The organism is Turicimonas sp. TL08, from assembly GCF_054660695.1.
Map to the genome: position 1 here is coordinate 1 of NZ_BAAGDP010000010.1, position 22,535 is coordinate 22,535.

16 protein-coding genes are annotated in these 22,535 nt (G+C 43.4%); 3 read left to right on the top strand and 13 right to left on the bottom strand.

All coding sequences use genetic code 11. From position 1 onward, the window contains the following. Positions 1–177: 177 nt before the first annotated feature. The 3 genes from htpX to ACYQ4O_RS06475 all read right to left on the bottom strand — a co-directional run bounded on the left by htpX (position 178) and on the right by ACYQ4O_RS06475 (position 3,618). Positions 178–1,071, bottom strand: coding sequence for a protease HtpX (gene htpX, locus ACYQ4O_RS06465; RefSeq protein ID WP_066593507.1), 894 nt, complete (start codon positions 1,069–1,071; stop codon positions 178–180). Positions 1,072–1,186: 115 nt separating this feature from the next. Continuing rightward, on the bottom strand, positions 1,187–2,356 hold the full coding sequence (locus ACYQ4O_RS06470) for a lipopolysaccharide assembly protein LapB (RefSeq protein ID WP_460175120.1): 1,170 nt from the start codon (positions 2,354–2,356) through the stop codon (positions 1,187–1,189). Between the two features lie 299 nt (positions 2,357–2,655). Continuing rightward, positions 2,656–3,618, bottom strand: a complete 963-nt coding sequence (locus tag ACYQ4O_RS06475; protein WP_460175121.1) for a DUF362 domain-containing protein — start codon at positions 3,616–3,618, stop codon at positions 2,656–2,658. A 147-nt stretch (positions 3,619–3,765) separates the two neighbouring features. On the opposite strand from ACYQ4O_RS06475, the gene ACYQ4O_RS06480 reads away from it, so the two are divergent. Next, positions 3,766–4,476: an SIMPL domain-containing protein gene (locus tag ACYQ4O_RS06480; protein WP_460175122.1), complete on the top strand. Its 711-nt coding sequence runs from the start codon at positions 3,766–3,768 to the stop codon at positions 4,474–4,476. A 29-nt stretch (positions 4,477–4,505) separates the two neighbouring features. On the opposite strand, the gene ACYQ4O_RS06485 is transcribed toward ACYQ4O_RS06480, so the two are convergent. The 6 genes from ACYQ4O_RS06485 to ACYQ4O_RS06510 form a co-directional block, all read right to left on the bottom strand. Further along, the gene (locus ACYQ4O_RS06485) at positions 4,506–5,939 is read right to left on the bottom strand and encodes a hypothetical protein (protein WP_460175123.1); all 1,434 of its coding nucleotides are present in this window, start codon (positions 5,937–5,939) and stop codon (positions 4,506–4,508) included. Between the two features lie 596 nt (positions 5,940–6,535). Continuing rightward, entirely contained in the window at positions 6,536–9,580 is a 3,045-nt protein-coding gene (locus ACYQ4O_RS06490) for an autotransporter family protein (RefSeq protein WP_460175124.1), read from the bottom strand. 13 nt (positions 9,581–9,593) lie between these two features. Further along, positions 9,594–10,058 carry a hypothetical protein gene (locus tag ACYQ4O_RS06495; RefSeq protein WP_460175125.1) on the bottom strand — a complete coding sequence of 155 codons (465 nt, stop codon included), beginning with the start codon at positions 10,056–10,058 and terminating at the stop codon, positions 9,594–9,596. 854 nt (positions 10,059–10,912) lie between these two features. Continuing rightward, a complete protein-coding gene (locus tag ACYQ4O_RS06500; protein WP_460175126.1) occupies positions 10,913–12,079 on the bottom strand; it encodes a porin in 1,167 nt (388 codons plus the stop codon). 130 nt (positions 12,080–12,209) lie between these two features. Further along, positions 12,210–13,253 (bottom strand): porin, encoded by a 1,044-nt coding sequence (locus ACYQ4O_RS06505; RefSeq protein WP_460175127.1) that lies wholly within the window; start codon positions 13,251–13,253, stop codon positions 12,210–12,212. Between the two features lie 127 nt (positions 13,254–13,380). Further along, positions 13,381–14,550: a porin gene (locus ACYQ4O_RS06510; RefSeq protein WP_460175128.1), complete on the bottom strand. Its 1,170-nt coding sequence runs from the start codon at positions 14,548–14,550 to the stop codon at positions 13,381–13,383. Between the two features lie 133 nt (positions 14,551–14,683). On the opposite strand from ACYQ4O_RS06510, the gene ACYQ4O_RS06515 reads away from it, so the two are divergent. Together ACYQ4O_RS06515 and ACYQ4O_RS06520 are read left to right on the top strand one after the other, a co-directional pair. Further along, positions 14,684–15,898, top strand: a complete 1,215-nt coding sequence (locus tag ACYQ4O_RS06515; RefSeq protein WP_460175129.1) for a tyrosine-type recombinase/integrase — start codon at positions 14,684–14,686, stop codon at positions 15,896–15,898. A 180-nt stretch (positions 15,899–16,078) separates the two neighbouring features. Then, positions 16,079–17,119, top strand: a complete 1,041-nt coding sequence (locus tag ACYQ4O_RS06520; RefSeq protein WP_460175130.1) for a porin — start codon at positions 16,079–16,081, stop codon at positions 17,117–17,119. Between the two features lie 456 nt (positions 17,120–17,575). Here ACYQ4O_RS06520 and ACYQ4O_RS06525 read toward each other — a convergent pair whose 3' ends face one another. The 4 genes from ACYQ4O_RS06525 to ACYQ4O_RS06540 form a co-directional block, all read right to left on the bottom strand. Next, positions 17,576–17,977, bottom strand: coding sequence for a cytochrome c3 family protein (locus ACYQ4O_RS06525; protein ID WP_460175131.1), 402 nt, complete (start codon positions 17,975–17,977; stop codon positions 17,576–17,578). Between the two features lie 10 nt (positions 17,978–17,987). Then, positions 17,988–19,511 (bottom strand): FAD-dependent oxidoreductase, encoded by a 1,524-nt coding sequence (locus tag ACYQ4O_RS06530; protein WP_460175132.1) that lies wholly within the window; start codon positions 19,509–19,511, stop codon positions 17,988–17,990. Between the two features lie 103 nt (positions 19,512–19,614). Beyond that, positions 19,615–20,322: a response regulator transcription factor gene (locus ACYQ4O_RS06535; RefSeq protein ID WP_460175133.1), complete on the bottom strand. Its 708-nt coding sequence runs from the start codon at positions 20,320–20,322 to the stop codon at positions 19,615–19,617. Then, positions 20,319–22,439: an ATP-binding protein gene (locus ACYQ4O_RS06540; RefSeq protein ID WP_460175134.1), complete on the bottom strand. Its 2,121-nt coding sequence runs from the start codon at positions 22,437–22,439 to the stop codon at positions 20,319–20,321. Before ACYQ4O_RS06540 ends, ACYQ4O_RS06535 begins: the two co-directional genes overlap by 4 nt. Positions 22,440–22,535: the final 96 nt, after the last annotated feature.

Below are 22,535 nucleotides of genomic sequence, written 5' to 3' on the forward strand. Positions count from 1 at the left end.
TTTTGCTATCAGCTTCCTTCAGATTCAACGTCGCCGTTGAACCCTTGCCGAGTCGCTAACCTTTCCCCTCATCGGGCAGGTTCGGGATTTGCACCCTATAGAGAGACGCCCTGCTGGGCGCACACGTCATATGCAAAAAGGCAGCCGAAGCTGCCTTTTTGCTGAAATTTGAGAATGTTAACGACGAACGTCCATGTCTCTTAGAGCCTTAATTCTATCTTGGATAGAAGGATGGCTTGCCAACAACTCACCGATGCTGCCGGCAATTCCGAATCCTTTAACGGCAGGAGGAAGTTCTTCAGTAGGAACGGAACCAAGTCTGGCCAATGCGTTGATCATTGGTGTTGTACTTCCCATGATCTTTGCAGCGCCTGCGTCTGCTCTGAACTCTCTATGACGAGAGAAGTAAGCAACAACAATAGCAGCCAAAATCCCCAGAACAATATCCAGCACGACGGATGTAACGTAATAACCGATTCCGGGTGCATCGCTTTCATTACGGAGGACTGCTCTATCGACGAAGTTGCCGATAATTCTGGAGAGAAATACCACGAATGTATTTGTGACGCCTTGAATAAGAGTCAAAGTAACCATATCACCGTTGGCAACGTGAGCAATTTCATGAGCGAGCACTGCTTCTACTTCTTCTTTATTCATGCTGGAAAGAAGACCGGTAGAAACAGCAACCATGGCGTTGTTGCGGGACGCACCTGTCGCAAAAGCGTTAGCTTCGCCTTCATAGATACCGACTTCCGGCATACCAATTCCGGCCTTCTGCGCATGAGAGTGAACTGTTTCCAACAACCAAGCCTGAAGCTTGTTTGTCGGCTGAGTGATCATCTGAACGCCCATTGTGTGCTTCGCAATAGTTTTACTCATGAAAAGAGAGATGAGCGAACCGGTAAAGCCAACAACAGCTGCGAATACGAGTAAAGAACCCATGTTTTGGTTAGCGCCGGCAATATTGCCGAAGTTAATACCAAAAACTGCGGACACGATGTTCAATACGATGCTGAGCACAATCAAGATTGCCAAGTTGGTCAGCAGAAAAAAGCCAATTCTTTTTAACATATTTATATTTGTGACTCGTAGGTTATGAGAAAGGTACAGCTAATTATCTAAGAAAGCGGGCACGCCGTGGAGCGCGCCTATGGTTAATTTGTATCAAAAGTTTCGATCCCATCCTTTAAATTCTTGACGGGTCTTCAGAGCGCACGGGCGCAAAGCTGTCCCAATTTCGACATCCAGGGCACTGCCACTGAAAACTCTTAGTTACGAAACCACATTTATTACATTTATAGCGAACGGTTTTATCGATTTGATTCTTTAAGAAGTCCGCCAGCTCTTTTAGCTCCTTATTGTCAGGATCTTGGGCCAAACGCAAGTCAGTTAATCTCTTAAATCCAATTAAAGACTTCTTCTGAGATAAGTAACGTCGAAGAATTTCCAGAGCTTTTTCGGGACCTTCGATTTTGCAGATCCAGTCGACGGCGGCGTCAACTGAATCAGAATTGATTCCTTTTTCTGCTACGGATTCCAGATAACGTACGGCATCTGCTTCTTTGCCTGCCTTTAGCAAAGTATCTGCGACGGAAGCCACAACCAAAGTTTCATATTCCGGAGAAATTTTGCCAACCTGTTTCCATACTTCAACGGCTTCTTCAAGCTTGCCTTGTTTCTGGAGCATAGTTCCCTGCATGATTAGAGCCCGCTTATTGTTCGGATCGGCGTGAATCGCTTGCTGCAAATAATGAGCAGCCTCATCAAACTTCTTGAAGAACAGGCATTGAAGAGTCAACTCACAGTAAAGGTGAGAAATTCTTGACGGATAGGTCTCCCCAGTAACCTTTTCGAGAATATGAGCTTCATCGATTGCTTTGAGCCACTCTTTTTCAGATTCGTAAATATTCACTAACTCTTTAATGGCTCGAACTTTGTAATCGCTTTCCAAGTCAGCGGTTTTTCTAAAGGAATCCTCAGCTCTATCCCAAAGGCCCGCCTTTAAATAATCCTGACCTAAGGCAAAGAGTGCACGAGCTCTTTCTTTTTTAGGTAAATCGGCTCGGTTGTAAAGATGATTATGGATTTTAACCGCGCGATCGTAATCTCCTCTTTTTCTGTAAAGAGTTCCCAAAGCAAAATGCAGTTCGACCGTATCGGGGTCAATTTTCGCCAGGTTAACTAAAGAATTCAAAGCCTGATCTTTTTTATTATCCAGCAGCAAATCCAGACCTTTATATAAAGTTTGGGTTTCATCTGCTACTGATTTTTTTTCTTTAATATCGAATGAGCGGGAGAACCAGCCTGCCCCAAAAAGTACAGGTACCAACAATAAGTACCAGAGTTCAAATTCCATATTCAGACCTAATTAATTCCAATAAGAAATAACCGCTAAGCGACCTTCCTTATTGCCTTCATCATTATTTTCAAAGAGGCCGATTGCAGAAGCAATACTGCGCCCCTAGGCAATTAAAACGTAATCTTGAATTTTAGTGAAGTTTGAGAAAAAACTCACCTTTTTTAGGCTACTAAGGACGTAATCTGTAAATGTTTCAAGAGGAGCCTGTTTAATTTTTCTGCCGAAAGACTTTTCGAGGCGAAAGATCCAAAAAGCCTTCCTATACATCGGAAGGCTATCTTTTCCATGCTCTCAAATTAAGACTTGTCTATATCGATTAATTTGTACTGATCATGGCCAATTTTTCTTTCCTTCATTGCTGACAACTGGCAAAGTCCTTTTCGTGATGTGATTCTTTCCATCAAATCTCTTTTTTGCTCCTCCGGAAGAGCCTTAATCAGATCAACGCTAGCTTGATCAATAGCCAGCAAATCAGTTGAAGCAAGAATACCAATATCAGGTGTAGTCGGTTCTGCCGCTGAAGTTCCTGAGCAGTCACAATCAACCGACATTTTTCTTAAGACATTGATGTATACAATCCTCTTTCCAAAGTGATCCGTAATTGCCTTTGCTCCGTCAGCCATACGCTCCATCAGCTCCTCTCCCCGGATCCATTGTCCATTGTGATCGAGAAGACCATGCAGCTGCGCCTTTCCGCCTTCCGGACCGCTAGAACCACATCCAATAGCGATGTTCTTCATTGAACCGCCGAAACCGCCCAAGGTATGACCTTTGAAGTGAGTGAGGACTAACATAGAATCGTAATTAAGGAGGTTTTTGCCAACTCTGAAGCTCTTGACATACTTTGCACCATTTGACGGCAATTCGGCGTAGCCGTCTTCGTCCATGATATCTACCCGGCTAAAGTTCCAGCCGTTAGTTTTAAGAGTTTCACGATGGCCTTTCGTAGTTTGTCGAGAACCTCCGTAAAGGACATTGCATTCCACAATTGTGCTATTGGGAATTTGTTCCTGGAGCTTTTGTACCCAAGAAGGAGGAATGATATTGGGGCCGTGCGGCTCGCCGGTGTGAAGCTTGATCGCTATCTTTCCATTCAAATTTCCGCCAACCAACTTAAACATTTTGATTAAAGATTGAGGCGAAATATCTTTGGAGAAAAACACCTCTGCAGTTTCATTTTGCTGAGCAAGTGCTGAACAAACTGGAGAAGATCCTATTAATGCTGCGGTAGTCTCTAAAAATTGGCGACGATTGATCATTTTAGATTCCTCTTTGATTTCAAATGATTTTACCTTGAAGACAGAGACCTAAAACCTCTTCGCTGGTGATGAGAGCTGTTTCCTGGTTTGAGTTTGCTCGTCTAATAAAGACATTAGAATCTCAAGAAGATCATTAGGAGGTTCTCAATGGACACCAAAATAATTTCTTCTTCACTCCTCGCCGTCGGCATTATTGCCGGAGCCTTTACTCTGGGCAGCCAACTAGAGCAAGGAATCAGAGGATTTAAAGACGCTGACAGAGTTGTTACAGTCAAAGGCCTTTCAGAGAAAGAAGTTAAGGCCAATCATGTTATTTGGCCGGTAAGCTTCCGTGAAATGGGAAATGATTTATCTCAAGTTTATGACCAGTTGGAAGTCAAGCAGAACATGGTCTTGAAATATCTCAAAGACGGTGGTCTTACAGATGAGGAAATCACTATTGCCGCGCCGAAACTGCGCGACAATTTGGCTGACAACTACGGCTCTCAGCGTCCACCGTTCCGTTACATGATTACTCAGGTGCTTACTATTTCATCAGACAAGGTTGATGTGGTCCGTAAACTGGACGAAGCGCAAAGAGATTTGTTAAAGGCCGGCGTAGGCTTGACTAATGACTACTCTTACATGACTAAATATTCATACACCGGGCTAAATGAAATTAAACCGGGAATGATCGAAGCCGCCACAAAGAATGCTAAAGAAGCCGCACAGAAATTTGCTATGGATTCCGGATCGACCTTAGGAAAAATTCGAAGAGCCAACCAAGGCATATTCTCTATCACCGACAGAGACGAGAACACTCCTTTTATCAAGAATGTGAGAGTGGTAACGACTGTCGAGTACTTCCTGAAGGATTAACTGTCTGAGAAGGCTCTCAGAGCCTTCCCTTATTCTTCTCGCACGAGGACGTAGACCTTATCGACAACACCTGAATCTTTTATCGAATACATCCGGAGCTCATATTTTTCCCCGGTTGCCATGAAAGTCAATTGCGTTCTCAGCCGTTCGAGCCATTCTTTAGACGGAACATCCGAGGAAAAGCACTGATCGAGGCAGCCCAAGAAATCCGAACCAGGTTGGGCCATCGGCATCAGTCTGCGAGATATCTTATTTGCGAAGCGGATTTCTCCGTTTTTATCTACTAGGACTAAACCTGTTAAGAAGTCATCAAACACCTTATTCAAGATGACTCCTCTTTCAGAGAAATCTGAAATCCTTCTATGAAATTCTCTTTCCACGGCAAAGTTAATATCATTTGCCTCAGGTTTGTTTGGTCTTACCTGATTGCTTAGTTTATTTATGAGTTTCTGCAGGTGACCGAACTCTTCAGGAGATTCAATATAGTCCATTTTGCTCCATGGATATTTTGAATCGAAGACACTATTCATCAATTTCTTGAATTTAGAGACCAAGACCTGATTTACCGTGCTTCCCACAATCAAAGTCAGCAAGCATACGAGCAAGAAGAAGAGAATATTGGTCCAGACCAATACACCATGTTCGGTTTCTTTATCAGGGACTTTTCTAAAGATGCCGACAGCCCAATTTTGATCCGGCAATGGCAAAAGGTAGCCGGACAAATCCGCTGCATTTCCTCTTTCAATGGTTACCCACTCTCCACCTGTTTTCAACACTCTTGAAATTTCCTGAGGCTTCAAATATGGAGTTAAAGTGGCAACAAGATCAGTGGTGAATACCGGCACGCCTTTGCTGTCAAAAACCCAAATACTGAATTCTCCCGGTGCAATTCGGCTTGTGGCATTATCAACCAATCGATTTAAGTTCAAAGCACAGACTGCATAACCAACGAGTTTCCCTTTTTTATTTCTTGCAGGAATGATGACGTTAACGATTGGAACGTCTGCCGCACCTACGGCCTTGACTACGTCGGAGACTACGGGAGTGTTAAAAGATTGAATCTTTTTCCAGTGATCTCTAGTCGTGTGATCAACACCAATATTGGAGAGTCCTTCTTTGTTGATCTTTGGGTAGAAGGCAATTGAACGGCCTTTTGTGTTGTCGTAATGAATATTGAGGATATAAGGAACTTTAACAACCAAGTCCTTTAAATAGCTGTTCAACAACTCCGGATCTTTAGCACCGTCTGCAGCAAGCTTATTAGCAGCGGACTCTACGACGGTCCTAGCAATTTCTAGTCGTGATTGAATCTCTCGCCCGACAAGTTCTGCAGAAAGCTTGCTTACCAGCTCTCTGTTTTCCAAAGTTTCCTTTGCAAAGAAAAACTGCTGAATTCCGAGAGCCAATAATGGAACCGAAACACATGCAAAAAAGATGGCATATAGGTACTGTCGGAAACTCATCGCAGTTACTAGGGACTAAGAAAATCAAGAGTTATAGGGGTTTACGAGATTATCCTATGAATTGTTCTAATTTTAAAGAGGAAACGTTAATTTTTAGAAAAAAATGAGCACATTGCCTGGAATAAATTGATAATTTCTCAAACGAGCAATCTCCAAATAACAATTCATAATTTCCAATCAAGCAGCCGGAACTTTGTACCCCTCGAAGCAAAGCTCGTCTTCATTCATGGAATTAAGGCAACACGACAGGCGAGAAGCTCTTCATCGATTTCTATTTGACTTAGAGGGGTAATGGAATGTGTTTTGATCGAATGTTCATCTCAAAGATAACGAGCCTGAAATACAGACAGTTTTGTATTCCAAACAAATAGTGAAAATTGAACGGGATTTTGGATTCTTTTCCACCGATTGCGTCAGGCATTGCTTTCCTCCTCTATTGCCGAATCAACCTGACATTCAAAAATGTTCATACAGCTTTACAGGAAATTTCATCTAACGGAACTCTTTGCCTGAGAGCTCGAGCTTATCAAGGTTGTAAAAAGCAGTGAAGCGTTAGTTCGAAGAACCGACACTAACGCTCCAACAGCTCTAATTATTTAAAAGGTACGGGTTAGCTTTAACGAGCCGAATACAGAAGTACCATGTGAAGGTTTTACCTCAGTAGCTAGAGAAGCCTTCACGCTAAACGGTCCGCTGCGGTATGAAGCCCCCACTGCAGTTGTCCAGCGGTTTTTGCTGTCCCAATCAACTGACTTAGAAAAAGAGCCTTGTAGTCCGTTCAACGATCCGGACAAACGTCCGGCACGGTTAAGAAGTTCTCTTTCGTAGAAGGACTGTACGTAAACAGAACCTTGAGATTTCTCTTGTGTCAAGAAGTTATGCGACAGCTCAAAACCGCCCTTTAGAGCAAAGCTGTTAAAGTTTCCGTGTCTCCAGTTTAACTTTGCAGCCGCACTTCCTTTTTCGTTTCGGGAAGGCATATAGATATGTTCCCACGCTGCGCCGACAATAGGCTTAAACGTTGAATTTTCGGTCAGCTGCAATGGCAAACCGACTTTAGAACTCAGATACAAAGAGTATTGGAGTCCGGTACTCTTGCAACTTTGCTGGAACGAACCGATGTTCAGATGTCTTTTTGTCTTTCCGTCCAGAAAGCCAACCATCAGAGACGTATCGGTAGTAACAGTTCCATCGGTGCTTACATGTCCGCCGCCCCATACGCCTTTACCTCTGAAGGTAACGGAAGACGGAGAGGAAGACAGAGAATAGTGAGCTGCGGCGAAATCTACTCCGTAACGCAGATTATCATTCTTTGTCTCCGCACCGAAGGCAAGACCCACTACACGGTTGGAGTAAGAATCATCTGAGTTTTTACCGTAAGCACGACCTCCGAAAGGCTGGGCCCATACGTCAGTACCGTGCTCAAAGTTTCTCGTCTTCCGGAGCTCCATCGCGTTATGAATCATGCGCTGGGCACCGAAAGAACCAAGAATGCTCTGAGAGTAAATCGGTCCGGAAAGCGAGCGGAGCCCTTCATCTACCTGTGAACCGTCTGAAGCGGAGAAGTCAAAACCGGCGTACAGATCTTTCACCTCCTGACTTTCAACAGTTGCTCTATTCTCAGAAAGGATCGTGCCGATTTGAGATTCTGCAGAACCGCGAGCATATTTTTCGTATGGAGAAGTCTTCAACACCAATGAAACACCTTGGGCAGAGGGCTCGGCCACAAAACTCAGAGTTGGAGAAGAGAAATCCGGACTAATTTCGCAAACAAGATTCTGCGCCGGAACTTCACTATCGCTGGTAGTCAGATTTTCTGTGGAAACAGGAGTCAATTCTTCATAGAAACCAGGATCAGGAAGTACTCTCAGTGTACCTCCCTTAATAACAGACCCTCCAGATACAGGCAGTTTAATCAATGAGCCATCATCGTTGACGCTCAACTGAAGGACTCCGGTATCCTCCTGAATATAATCACCCTGAATTTCCGGTATGCCGTTAAGACTGTCAGCCTTGAGAGTTCCTTTGTTCAAAAAGACTCCCAAGTCTTTTTTCTGATCATTCAAACTTAATGCCGCCACCTCTGAATCCTTAGGTGTAAGGATGTAATGAGCTCCTCCACTAAGCACGCCGTCTGTTTCGACAGTGACGTTCAGAACTTCGGCTTTTCCAGTGAAATTTACCTGTCCGCCAACAATATTCATCTCGATGCTCTTGCTGCCGGATATGTCGTAAGCGTAGTCCACTAAGCCGTTTTTATTTTCGGAGCCGAAATTTAATGCCGTCCGATATTCCTCTTTCGCATCATCTGTGTCTGCCACGGTTGAAGTTTCAATCTCCAAATAGCGGTTCCAATCAGACTGAATTTTTCCTTCGATTTTTGCTCCGGGAAGAATATTGATTTCTTTTACGTGAGCATTATCGGAAATATAAATTGCATATCCATCCGCGGCTGCCTTCAAGTGTCCTCGAACATTGACTTCATTCATCAGTGCTCCATCAATAGCATCCGGCAGATCAGAACATTCGGTGCAGACATAGGAACCGCGGCTTTCACCTGCCAGCCCAAGCATGTTTTGACCAAAATCAAATCTTAGTGCGACTCCTTTCGGTCCTGTTGCTTCTACGTTTCCTTCAACATTTAAAACGTGTTCTTTACCGTAGGAAAATACAACCCCGTATCCTTGCTCACCGTTTGCCGTTATGCGAGTTCCTTCAGGAATATCTATGATGTTGTTGGCGCCGTCGACTCGAATACCAATACCAAAAGTTCCGTCAGCTAGCAGGTCTGCCTTCTGAATTACGTGGTTATAACTCCCGTAGACGTGTAACCCGATTCCGTATAAGTTTTTGTTAGGAGCTCCGACGATGAAAGAAGTTCCGTCCTCATTTCTTGCATAAAACGGATTAGTGTTGACAACGGTATTAAGAGATGAAGCATTGTCTCCGGATTTATAGACGGAATAACCAAAGAAGTTTCTTCTATCTATCTTCAAACCCAAATCTTGCAATAGCGCAAGTTCTGCCTCCATGGGGATTCCCCAGTTCCGATAATTTTGGTGGCTTAGAAGACTATTCTGGAGTTCGACATGAGAAAACTCATAATCCCAATCGCTTTCTTCTCCGCCATTATTGGCCTGTACTTGGTTGCTGTCATCCGTGCCTTGTGTCTCGTCGGTTGACTCTTTTCCGCCAATCTCTATGCTGTTTATCGGAAGGCCCGGAACAAATGTTTCCGGGTCATCGGGAAGAGCAATTTTAGTGTCTTTTCCCAGCACCTCTGTCACATGCTTTCCTACGTAATACAATCCCTTTCCGGCTGAGGCTTCCTCCGTTGCACCTTCTCCTGTGTATTGAACTCCAATCCAAAATGCGTCCTTGCGTTCCTCAACCGACGGCTCTTTCCCTAATTTAAATGTTTTGATTTCCATCCCCGGTGCTGCAGAAGTGCCAAAATAATCCCGCAGTCCCGAAGAATATATAGAGAAATTTTCCTCGTTATTGAATCTGACTCCTTTTGTTGGCCCCTCCAATACTTGGATCACATCCGCATTCAATCCATAGGCGTGAAATAGCTCATGAAGAATCACGCTGAATATGTCTTCTTTCGGTGATTGAGGAAGAGAGGGCTGTGGCTCCATTGTCCACATACCTTCACCACCATCTGCACTTGTTCCAAGAACGTTTATGCCAATTTTTGCAACCGGTGTATTTTTTTTCTGCGTCAGGAATGCCAGTTCCTACGTAAGCGGATGAAAAATCGGTAAAACCTAAATAACCTTTACCATCACTACTTGCAAAGGCATTACCCATGTCTTCAGTATCTTTGTACGGAATAAGAGAAATGGTTGGAGTCGCACCCTTCTGGCTGCCAACTAGATTCCTGTTGAGGGAAAATACACGGCGAAGTGCTGAATCAAATTCTTTAGGATAAATTCCTGTCGAGACGAAACCATCTGAATCTTTTTCGCCTTCAGGAAGAACCAAAAAATGAACTAATTCGGAACCGTCTGTGTCGTAAATAGTGACTTTTTCAGGCTCGGCAGCTATAGACCCAGTATCGAGAGAGAAAACTGTCAATAAGGCAAGACTGAGACGAGTCAATTTATGCGCTTGCATTGCTCTAACTCCTAGGATTGATCTTTTTATTTATAGGACCGGTATTCTAGAATAAGCCAACTATCGGGTAACCAACTCCCATGAAACTAAGGGGTAATCTCTAGTCCAAAAATATTGAACAAACTTGTTCCAGTTAAGGTCAGAATGAAAGCTTCCTTGATATATGGGCACACCTTATTACGAAACATCTTGCTCTTACCGATGAGTACTTCAGAATTCTTTCCGCGAGAGATGTCAATATTAAATTTCTCGCCCTGGGAGCATAACGGTAAATACCCAGAACTCAGATTCATTGAAGAGACAATGAGCGAAAAGAATTGACTTGAGCGTAAATTTTCATAGTTTGACAGCCTTCTTTCGGGACTCTTAGGACATCTTGACAGAGAGCCAAATGACTCGAATAGGAAATATTTATCCTTTATAAAAACTATGATTGGGTTAGTATCCTGATGCGCGCTCTTCAGCTCTCAGTCGGCAACGTTATAGCTAGGATAAATTGACCTCTTCCAAAACTGCCCAAAACAGAGGCCTTAGTAATCAGGAAATAATTGAATTTTAGGTCTTCAGGCTAGCTCTTTGAAACGAACCGCAAGAATATTGCCGTATCTGATGTCAAAACCGAAGTACCTAGCAAAACCCAAAAGAACTCAAGTTTATGTTTATGGAGAGAAGACCAATTTCTATCTCTCACGATCAATATTTTTGATCTATTGCTCTCCGGCTACCAACAGTCAAGCCTGTTTATCCACTAAACCATAAGATTGAAGCAGGAGTAAAAAAGAGGAAACGCATAACAAAACGGACGAGAAAGCGTCCTCTCCCATCCGTTTGTTTTTAGTAACTAGTCTAAAGAATTAGAACTTGTGGACTAAGCCAGTGCCGACAGACCAGCCGTTGTATTTTCCATTTTCAACGTTGGCATAAAGTTTGCCACCATCACTGTATCCTGCAAAGCCGTAGACATAAGTGCGCTTGCTGAGCGGATAAGTATACCCAGCATCAATGTTCCAAGATCTGTACTTAGTGTCTAAATCGGCGGACTTAAATGCATCTTTCATTGTGCCATCAAGTTTTCCAAGAAGGAAGCGGGCACCCAACTTAGCTGTACCACCAGCCAGAGGGGCGGTTGCACTTAACCCAAATGCATGTTGGGAGTACATATCAGATTCCCAAGCATATTGGTAAATTCCCATTGCTGTTACAACACCAAAATTATATGAACCACCAGCAGTGATGTTGTAAGCCGTCTTACGATCTTTAAATTCAGCCTTGTTCTTATTGAGTGCTTTTAATTCATCTCCTTCAAACAGCTCAAGACCTAAGGTCTTCAAATAGGAATTAAATGCAGTACCCATCTCGAGTTCTCCGCCTGTTCCTTTTCCATCCAAGGCTTCGAAAATCAAGCTTGCATTAGCTGCGTCTCCAGCATATTTCAAACCTAAACCATAGTAATGACGGTTTTCTGACCATTTGTTTGCATCGTCAACAGTACCGTTAGAATACATAGCGTGTACAGTGAATCCGCCAAAAGATGGAGAAACGTAGGCAATTGCGTTATTTACACGGCTGTTAGATTTTGCGAAACTAGTCCAGGAGCCTTGGTCTTCGTAAGAAGTTCCAAAAGCCCAACCTTGGAGAATTGTGTAGGAACCTGCTCCGCTACCGAGAGAGCCAAAACGGCCAAATCCAAGCTGACCGAAGTTGCCAGAAACAAAAAGACGAGATTCACGACCGAATGTCTTTCCTTCAGAGTTTGAGGCTGTGTTGCTACCTGTGTCGACATCAAAACCTTGTTCAAGTTGGAAACCCACGGAGTATCCGTTACCGAGTTCCTCAACACCTTTTAAACCCCAGCGAGAGCCTGAATCAAAGCCACTCTTCATCTGAACTTTTGTTGTGTTGTGTTTTACTTTGGAAACAACAGCACCAGCATCAACTACACCGTAAAGAGTAACGTTAGAAGCTGCAAATGCAACGGAAGATGCACCTAAAACAGCTAAAGCGATAAGTGATTTTTTCATTTGTAAAAACTCCAATTGAAGTGGAAAACTTGCAGAAAGTTCAAATTCCTGGCAATTCAATTGAAGATTTACAGCCATAAAAAAAAGGACCCCTGCAGAAGGTCCTTTTTTTAATTTTATCTACGAAAGGTTAGAAGCTGTGACGCATACCCACATAGAGCTGATATCCGTTGTAAACCACATTTTCTGTTTCTTTCCAACCTTTGGAAGAATCAGCATAACCAGCGTAGGCTTTAAGTGCTGTTCTCTTGGAGAGCGGATAGATATAAGCGGCACCAATATTCCAAGAACGAACTTTATCATCTGTTGCTGTTGGAGCATCGTCATCGCCAAACAAGTATCTTGCACCAACTAAAGCATCTCCACCACCGACTGCAACTTTGGCAGACAGACCGAACATATTGGTCTTCTTACCTTCATCTTGATGAGCCCATTGATAAGCAAACATCGGAGTGACGGTACCTAAGTTATATTCAAAGCCGAAGTTGATAACATACTGGGTCTTCTTCTTTTCAAGACCTGCTGTATCCTTATTATCTACAGCTTCAAAGATTAAGCTAGATTTGATTGCATTGGCGTCATACTTAGCGCCGATACCATAATAGTGATTATTCTTGGACCATTTAGCATCATCACCTTTAGTACCGTTGGAGTACATTGCACTGAGTGTCAATCCATTAAAGGAAGGTGTTTGATAGGCGACGCCATTATCTACCCTGCTAAAGCTTGTGCCAATGGCACTGGTCCAAGCGCTCAAACCGAAACCTGTTCCAATGGCCCAGCCAGTAACTATATGATAAGAACCGGCTCCAGAACTTAAAGTACCGAAACGACCAAAACCTAATTTACCGAAACCGCCTTGAACAAACAACTGAGATTCACGGCCGAAAACTCTACCTGCAGAGTTGGATGCTGTATTAGCCCCTGTATCAGCATCGAATCCTTCTTCCAATACGAAACCTACGTTGTATCCATTTCCAAGGTCTTCGACTCCACGAAGGCCCCAGCGAGAACCTTGGTCAAATCCAGACTTTAAAGAAACTGTTGTATCTTGGTGTTTTGCCTTTTGAACAACAACACCTTCTTCGATAACACCGTAAAGAGTTACGTTAGAAGCAGCGAATGCAACTGTGGAAGCACCCATTACAGCTAAAGCGATAAGTGATTTTCTCATTTGTAAATACTCCAATTGACGTTAAAAACTTGCAGAAAGTTCAAATTCCTGGCAATTCAGTTGAAGATTTACAGGTATAAAAAAAGGACCCCTGCAGAAGGCCCTTTTTCAGTTTATTTAAAAAAGATTAGAAGCTATGACGCAGACCTAAATACAATTGGTAGCCGTTGTAAGCAACTTCTTCTTTGTCCTTCCAGCCCTTGGAAGAGTCTGCATAGCCTGCATAGGCCTTGACAGCTGTTCTCTTAGAAAGAGGATAGATATATGCAGCGCCAAGATTCCATGCACGAACCTTATCGTCACCTGTTAACGCTTCGTCATGACCAAAGAGGTAACGACCGCCGACGAGAATATCGCCACCGGCTACGCCAACTTTTGCGGAAAGGCCAAACATGTGAGTCTTCTTACCGCCGTCCTGGTTGAACCATTGATAAGCGAACATTGGAGTCCATGCTCCCATGTTGTATTCCAAGCCATAGTTAATCATTAAAGCACGCTTCTTAGCTGCTGTTGCATCATCAAGGCTTGTCTCTGCCCATTTCTTATATTCATCTTTTTGAGGATCTGTAAGATTTGCAGGATCGTAACCTTTAACAACAGCCCACTGGCTAATATTAAATAAGGAGCCAGCTGTCTTGGCAGCAACTTCTGTACCCTTATTATCCATAGCTTCGAAGATTAAGCTTGATTTGATTGCGTTAGCTTCGTACTTTGCACCAATTCCATAGTAGTGGTTGTTCTTGGACCACTTAGCATCGTCTGCAGTATAGCCGTTGGAGTACATGGCGGTAATTGTTAAACCGCCAAAGGAAGGTGTCCGGTAAGCAACAGCATTATCTGCACGGCTGAAACTACCTCCAAAGCTAGTCCAGGCGCTCAAACCGAAACCTGTTCCGAGGGCCCAGCCAGTAAGCACTTGATAAGAGCCAGCGCCAGAAGCTAAGGTACCGAAACGACCAAATCCTAATTTACCGAAACCGCCTTGAACAAACAACTGAGACTCACGGCCGAAAACTCTACCGGCAGAGTTGGATGCTGTATTAGCACCTGTATCAGCATCGAAACCTTCTTCCAAGACGAAACCGACGCTGTATCCATTTCCTAGCTCTTCGACCCCGCGAAGACCCCAGCGAGAACCTTGGTCAAAGCCAGATTTTAAAGAAACTGTTGTATCTTGGTGTTTTGCCTTCTGAACGACAACACCTTCTTCGATAACACCGTAAAGAGTTACGTTAGAAGCTGCGAATGCAACTGTGGAAGCACCCATTACAGCCAAAGCGATAAGTGATTTTCTCATTTGTAAATACTCCAATTGACGTTAAAAACTTGCAGAAAGTTCAAATTCCTGGCAACTCTTTCAAACTTCCAATCGGGTTTGGGGAAATTTTTAACGTCTGAGTCTCAATCCGAAGTTCAAATTGGAGGTATTAATGTCACATTCGAAGATAGGTCAATACACTAAGTCACAGCTTTATTCTTTGACCGATGGAGTTTACAGATTAGAAAGAAATTTTTATTTACGCGTCCGGGGCAATGGAAAATACAGAACTTATTTTTTTCGCTATGTTGATCAAGAAGGGAATCAAAAAGATTGCAATATCGGAAGCCTTAGAAAAATAACCATGGCAGATGCTAAACAGCAAGTTCATTTATTTAGAAGTCTATTGAATATAGCAAGTCCCAAAAATTTGGATTTATCAACTAATCCAACTCCAAAATTTTCAGAATTCGCTCTACAGACCATCGAAACTTTAGCTTCCGTGAAACTGTGGAAAACGGTTGCTCAAAAATCCTCTTGGACCTCTTCTATAACGACATATGCCTTCCCAAAGATTGGGGAAAAATTGGTCGAAGAAATTACTCGCCAGGATATTCTAGAAATCTTGAAGCCAATCTGGACAAATAAGACAATGACTGCCTCTAGATTAAGAGGGCGTTTAGAAAAAATCTTTTCCTATGCTATTAATGAAGGGAAATACCATAGAAAAAATCCCGCAATTTGGAAAGCAAACCTTGAGATGTACCTTCCTCCGCCCGAAAAATGCAAAGCAAAGACGCATTTCAAGGCTCTGACGCTTCAAGAACTTCGAGACAATATTCCTTTTCTAACGAAAAATAACTTTATTGGCTACAAATGCCTTTTATTCGGAATCTTAACTGCTACTAGAAGCGTTGAATTCACTCAGATTCAATGGAGCGAGATTGATTTTCAAAAAAAGATTTGGAATTGCCCGCCCTCTAGAAGAAAGGACGGAAAAAACGAAGTCTTCAGAGTTCCTTTAAGTAGACAGCTTGTCGAAATGCTGAAAATACTAAAGAAAGAATCTCAAAGTAACTTTGTATTCACAAAGGATCATTTACAACCGATAAGAAGAGAAACACCGAGAAAATTGTTGAAGGACGGTCTAAAGTTGGATTGCACGATGCATGGGATGCGCTCTACTTTTAGAGATTGGTGCACACAAACAGGCATTAACGAGATAGTTGCAGAGAAATCGTTGATGCATTCCACAGGAAATGAAGTTGTTTCAGCTTATCAAAGGAGCGACCTATTGGAGGAAAGAAGAGACGTCATGCAAAAATGGGCGGATCTTTTGCTTGAAAGCAACGAAACTACTAAAAAACAAAAAGCTGAAAGTTCATAGTTGTTGCATTAAAACTACATAGAAACACTACTTTTCTTCGAATTTTTGTTGTTTTTGTGCAAAAAACAACATTTTTAGTTGCCTAGAGGACACACTTGTCCCAAAATTACATCGCAGATTAATTCTTGCCAGGAATTTGAACTTTCTGCAAGTTTTCAACTTCAATTGGAGTATTTACAAATGAAAAAAACACTTATCGCCTTAGCTGTTTTAGGTGCCTCCTCCGTTGCATTCGCAGCTTCTAACGTTACTCTGTATGGCAAACTTGACGGCGGGGTTGTCGTCAGCAAAGCTAAGAAAGCCGATACAGTTGTCAAAGCTACATCCGGTTTTGATTCTGGCTCTCGCTGGGGCCTGAAAGGTGTTGAAGACCTCGGCAATGGTTATGCCGTTGGTTTCCAACTCGAACAAGGCTACAGCCTTGACTCTGGTGCAACAGCAAACGGTGATGGTACATTCACAAGAGAAAGCAGACTTTACGTCCAGGGCGGTTTCGGTACATTGAGCTTCGGTAGATTCGGTTCTCTTGCTTCTGGTGCTGGTTCTCAGACAATTCTTACCGGTTGGCAGTTCGGCACTTCTTATGAAGACACAGGCTCTTGGACAAAATATGGCAAAGGAAATAGCCGTATTAACAACGCAATTTCCTATGTTTCTCCAGCCTTTGGTGGTACAACAATCCACGCAATGTATTCCAATGGAACTAAAGCTGACGACGCTAAATGGTCTCAAAACCACCACTACTATGGCTTAGGTGTTAAGACAAAGGTTGGCGCTCTCGACGGTTCTGTTATCTTTGAAGCAACAGACGCTAAAGGCGGTGTTGAATACAAAGAACCGGCATACTCCATCACAGCTGGCGCAAACTATAACTTCGGTGTTGCAACATTGTCTGGTATCTACCAATATGCTTGGAGCTCTGACACATACAAGCAGAACGCCTTCGGTCTCAGCACAGCCGTTCCAGCTTTCGGCGGTACAGCTAAGTTAGGTACAAAATTTGTATTCGGAAAGGATGAAACAGTTACTTCCGGCGAAGACAAATACAATGGATGGAGCATTAACGCTGGTTACAGCTATCCGCTCAGCAAGCGCACATATGCTTATGGGTATGCTGGTTACACTCACGGTGGCAAGCTCTGGAAAACACACACTGCTGCTGAAGCTGATTTAGTTCACAATGGCTACGCAGTCGGTATGGGCTTGGTTCACAGCTTCTAATTTTCTAACTTAGTACTTAAAAGGAACTGCCAAGAGAGGACGCTCTATTGGCAGTTTTCATTTAGGTCCTTTCTTATTACTGCTACAAATATTAATTAAGCTATCGTCGAGCTTCAGAGAGCGCCCCCTCCCACATCCTTTGAAAGGACGTGTCCTGCGCCGTCCTGGCCAGAGAAGGCATCGACCCTTGAAACTATTTAACTGATGAAATGTGGATTTTGACAGGTAAAGCCTAGACCGGAACTATAACCGAAAGGTTTGCTTCCTCGACCCAATCCCCAGTCTCCAACACGCAATTTAAAGAAGATCCAAATTTAGAGGCACCTCTTTCTGGATAAACGAACTCCATTCATCGGAGTTAGATATCCAGCAAAAAATTACAGTTCCCAACTTCTATAGCTAGGAACTGCTTTTTTTGTGTCTAACAGCACGTAACTTTAGACTTTCCAAATCCTTTTATTTCGGATCTTTCATTCCCCATGCTTTTACATCATGGCAAGTTCCGCAGTCATTAACAGAGGCGCGGTGCTCTCTATGGCAATCAGAACAGTCTTCGGTTTTGCCGAAGTGGTAACTATTGTGAGGATTAATTAAAGCCTTGTGCTCTTTTACTTCTCCAGTCTTCGGATTCTTCATCTTAGAAATGAAGTTAAGCCGATCAGTTTTACTTGCCAAAGCATCCTGGTTGTGGCATGTAACGCATTGAGATGTAGGAACCGGCTTAAATTCTGTGCCTTTATGACATACTGTACATTGCACTCCGCGAGCACTGTGTTTGCTCATGCTCGGCATCTGTGCTGAAACCGATGTCATCCCGAAACTCATAAGAACGGCAGCAGCTAAAAGTATTTTTTTCATTTCTTTCTCCTTATTGTTTCGGTCTGTCAGCAACGGTTTCGCCGGCAATCAAACCAAATACGGCACATTCGGGCATAGAGCATCCGGTCATTCTTTCCTGTCCATGCAGGCCTCCGGAAGCTTCTCCGACTACAAACAATCCTTCAATCGGTTTTCCTGTTTCCATTGAAAGGGCGCGAGCTTTCAAATCTGTTCTAATCCCGCCCGGAGTGTAATTAAGACGAGGATTTACAGGCATCGCGTAAACTCCGGCAGAGAAATCAAGCGGCTCGACCTTACGTCCGGATCTATCGAGAGGTTTGTTGAATTCCGGATCCTTGCCTTCTTTGATTGCTTTGTTATAAGCATCTACGGTGTTCTTTACAGTTGCCGGATCTGCTCCAAAAGCCTTAGCAGCCTCTTCCACGGAATTAAACTTAGTCATCGTTCCGTCAATACCATTAAGACCATTCAAGCTTCTCTGAACTCGGTTTAAGTTATGGAACTTAGCGAGGGATTTTTCGTCATAAATAATGAACGGCTTCTTGTCTCCGTTTTGCATTCTTCTTAAGAGAACGGTTTGAGCCAATGCATTACGGGTTGCACCTTCACTCATGAAACGCTTACCTGTTGCCGGATCCACGATGACGCCCCAAATCATGTCTTCTGTAGGCAGCGGATATGCAAATCTAAAGAGAGACAAATGCATCGGTTGAGCCCCTGCTCTTACCATGGTCTTGAGAGCACCAGAGGTCGCACCCGGGTTAGTTGTGGTAGCAACACCTGCTAAGAACGGCACTTCAATAGATCTAAAGGCCTTATCGCGGGAATATCCGCCGGTTGCAAAGATAACGCCCTGCTTTGCTCTGATTAGCTTCTTAGTGCCGGTCTTGTTCTGGAGATCGTCAGTTTCTGGAGTATCGAAATAGTAATCTTGCCTGACTTCTAAGCCTTCGACTTTTCCATCCTTATCAAGGATAATCTCATCGGCTTTGGTATGAAGTCTGGTCTCAAGATTCTTGAGAGTTTTCATGTGACTCCACAACGCATTCAGCAGTCCGGCGCCGTCTCCGACAGACACAAGAACTCTAGGTTCGCTGTGACCGCCAAGTTTAAGAAGACGGCCGTCCCATTTAACTCCTCTTTCTGTCATGAACTTTTCTGCTCTGGCTGTATTTTTAGCCATTTCTAATGCTTTTTCATAGTCTCCCATGTTGCCGGAGACTTTGTACATGTCAGAAGCAAGCTTTTCCGGAGTGTCTTGGACACCTTTTTCTTTTTGCAGAGGAGAACCTACGCAAGCAAAGTTCAGACCGCTGATTCTGGATGTTCCGCCCAAACGGCTCATCTTATCAATAAGCAAAACTTTAGAGCCTTTTTCGGCGGCGGCAATCGCGGCGATCGTTCCGGAAACACCGGAGCCTACAACAATTACGTCAACTTCTTCATCATATTTCGGTTTTTCTGCGGCATAAGCAGAAAAAGGTGCGGCGACAGCCACCAAAGAGGCAGATGCCTTTAGAAAATTTCTTCTAGATGACTTAATCTGTGTCATGTGGTTCTCCTTGGATTACTTAGAAGGGTTAAGTAAATCTTAAGAAAAAATCAAAACACGACCGCTAAAGAAAAATCAAAAAGATTACAAAAGTGCTACAAAGCTACTCTGAATAGTCTTCCATGTAGTAGCCGATTCCCGAGTAAGAAGAAATCAAAGGCTCTTCCAGTCCTGCTGCACGCAGTTTCTTTCTTATCCTCGCAAAAGAAACCCTCAAGTAATTGGTTTCTCCGATAAACTCGACTCCCCATACTTGCCGGAGCAAGTCCTCATGTGTAAATACAATTCCCGGCTTTTTCATTAACACAGCCATTAGCCTAAACTCAGTATCGGGAAGATTGATCTCTTTATCGTTGAAATAAAACTTTCTCCTGCCGATGTCCATCTTTAAAGGACCATTGATGAGATCCTGAGTAACGGTGGAATCTGTTTGAGAACCTACCCTTCTAAGCACCGCTTTAACTCGAGCAGTTAATTCTTCAACGGAGAACGGCTTGACGACGTAGTCATCAGCGCCTGCTTCTAATGCTTTTGTTTTGACGGAGGTCTCTGAGCGAGCTGAAAGAAAAATGACCGGCGTAGAAGCTGACTTTCTGAACTCCTCTAAGAATTCCAGACCATCCATTTCCGGCATCATGTAATCCACAATAACCAAGTCCGGTTTCTCTGAAAGTGCTTCAAAAACTTCTAACGCTTCTTCTCCGTCCCCGGCAGAAGCAACATCAAAACCCTCTCTTTCCAAAGATTGACAGACGAAACGTCTGATTTTGCTTTCGTCATCGATAACTAAAATCAAAGGATGGATTTTCATTTGGCCTCCGGTAACGGAAGAGTAATGATAAAAACGGTACCCCTCCCTACTTCACTTTGGATCTTAACGCTTCCCTGATGAAGTTCAATTAGTCCTTTCACGATAACCAGCCCTAAACCGGTCCCGCCCGGTTTACGTTTTGAGTTCATTTCAACCTGGTAAAACTTCTCAAATACCTTATTTATTTTCGATGGCTCTATCCCTACACCATTGTCCGTAAAAGTGAGAATAAGATTGTTGTCTTCTTTATATGCTTCAAGCGAAATGACAGGCTTTCTCTCCGGATGACCATAACGCACGGCGTTAGAAATTAGGTTTGTCAAAATCTGCACGAAAGCATCGCGGTCAACCCAAATAATTTTAGCGTCTTCATGAATGTCCACATTAAAATCAAAATCACCGTTTGCCCGCGTAATCCTGAGCGCCTTCCGTACTAAAGGAGCCAACATACAGAGCTCCTTATGTATTTGATAAGCACCTGCTTCCATCCGAGAAACGTCAAGCCAACTCTCAATAAGCTTTTTCATGCTGTCGCTGTCGCGGAGAAGTTCATCGGCCTTTTCTTTTACCTCATCCAGCCCCGACATTCGGCGAATCTCCTCGGCTTCCAGCCGAATTGCCGAAAGAGGAGATTTCAGTTCATGAGCCACCACTCCAATTAAATCTTCTTTTAATTTGTTAAGCTGCTCTTCGGATGTCACGTCACGGATAAAAAGAGCCTTCTTTAAGTATTCTGAGTCCGCTAGAGAAAAAAGGCGCAAAGATAGAACTTTGCCGTTATCCAAAGGACAGATGACCGGAAGTGTCCCGCCGGCTTTAAGCCTTTGAATCGTCTTTTCCTCAAACAGCGTATCTAAAGACTTTCCGGCTAATTCCTTGCCGAAAATGTTCCCGGAGGCCTCATTGGCAAATCGGAGGATGTCGTTTTCATCGAGTAAAACCAAGCCCTCCGAAAGCCCGGTGAATACCGCTGTCATTACTCCTTCTCTCTCAGTAACTTTCTTAACTTGCTTTTCTACTTCATCCTGAAGTTTTGCATTGAGTTCAAAAAGCTCCGTATTCGCATGGTTGAGCTGTGAAGAAACCGATGAAAACTTATGCTGAAGCATACGCAGCTCTTTTGGAATTGTCACAACTTCGCCTTTTAGAGGACGCGAACGGCCGGCCGTGATTTGCGAAGACAGTTTGCCGATGGAATTAACTAACGGAGAACTTACAAAAATAGAAGCGATTGCCGTCAGAAGAAGAATAGAAAGCCACGCCAACCCATTGGACAAAACAATTTTCCAGATAAGTTCCTCTCTTGCCTTTTGAGAACTCAAAACTGCAACTATCCACCCTGCCTCGGGTACTGACGATAAATAACTTCTGAAAAACTCTTCTTTGTCTTTTCCAAAATTCAACGACACCCAGGCAGTTCCTTCCTCCTTTACCTTCTCAATTTCTGCTGACGGGAAGATTTCAGGAATCGGAAAATGCTTAGAGGTAGAAAAAATAATTTTGCCGGATCCGTCCGCAATCGCAATTCCATATCTTTCCGGAGAAGATTGAGGAAGAACCTGCTCGGCCAGCTTCTTTAGATTAACGGCCGCAACCGCATATCCGATAATTCTTTTATCCTGAGTAATAGGCGTTGAAAGATTGATAATGTTTCCGGTTGCAGCTCCTTGGGCATTAACAAGACCTGAAACCTGCACTCTGTTTTCTGTCGTTCTATTGAGCCAATGGGCCCTTCCCGTGTGATCTACACCGATATTGCTTTCGCCTCGCGAATTTCTCTCCGGAGAAAATGAAACGGAAAAGCCGGAAGCATTATCTATATGGATGTTTAAGAAGTCCGGAAAGTTTTCCCGCAGGCTTTCAAGAAATTTATTGATGCGCCCCGAATCTTTTAAGCCTTCAATTTTTACGAACTCGGACGCAGTCAGAAGAAGATGCTGTGCAATTTGAATCCGAGACAAGAGTTCTTTTCCTGTACTTTCGGACAGTTGCTGTTGGACTCTCTCTTCTTTAGCGATATCTTCGCTTGCCATCTTATACTGAAGTCCGGACATGACAAAGCATGGTATTGTCACCGAGACAAGCAGCACAGCCATCAAATAAGTTCTAAATTTCATCGCTTCCTTCATCCATACCTTCATAAAGGTATACGGCTTCTGAAGTAAAAGATATTGGAAATTGTCCTAGAGACAATCTTCTGTTCCTTTCCAAAA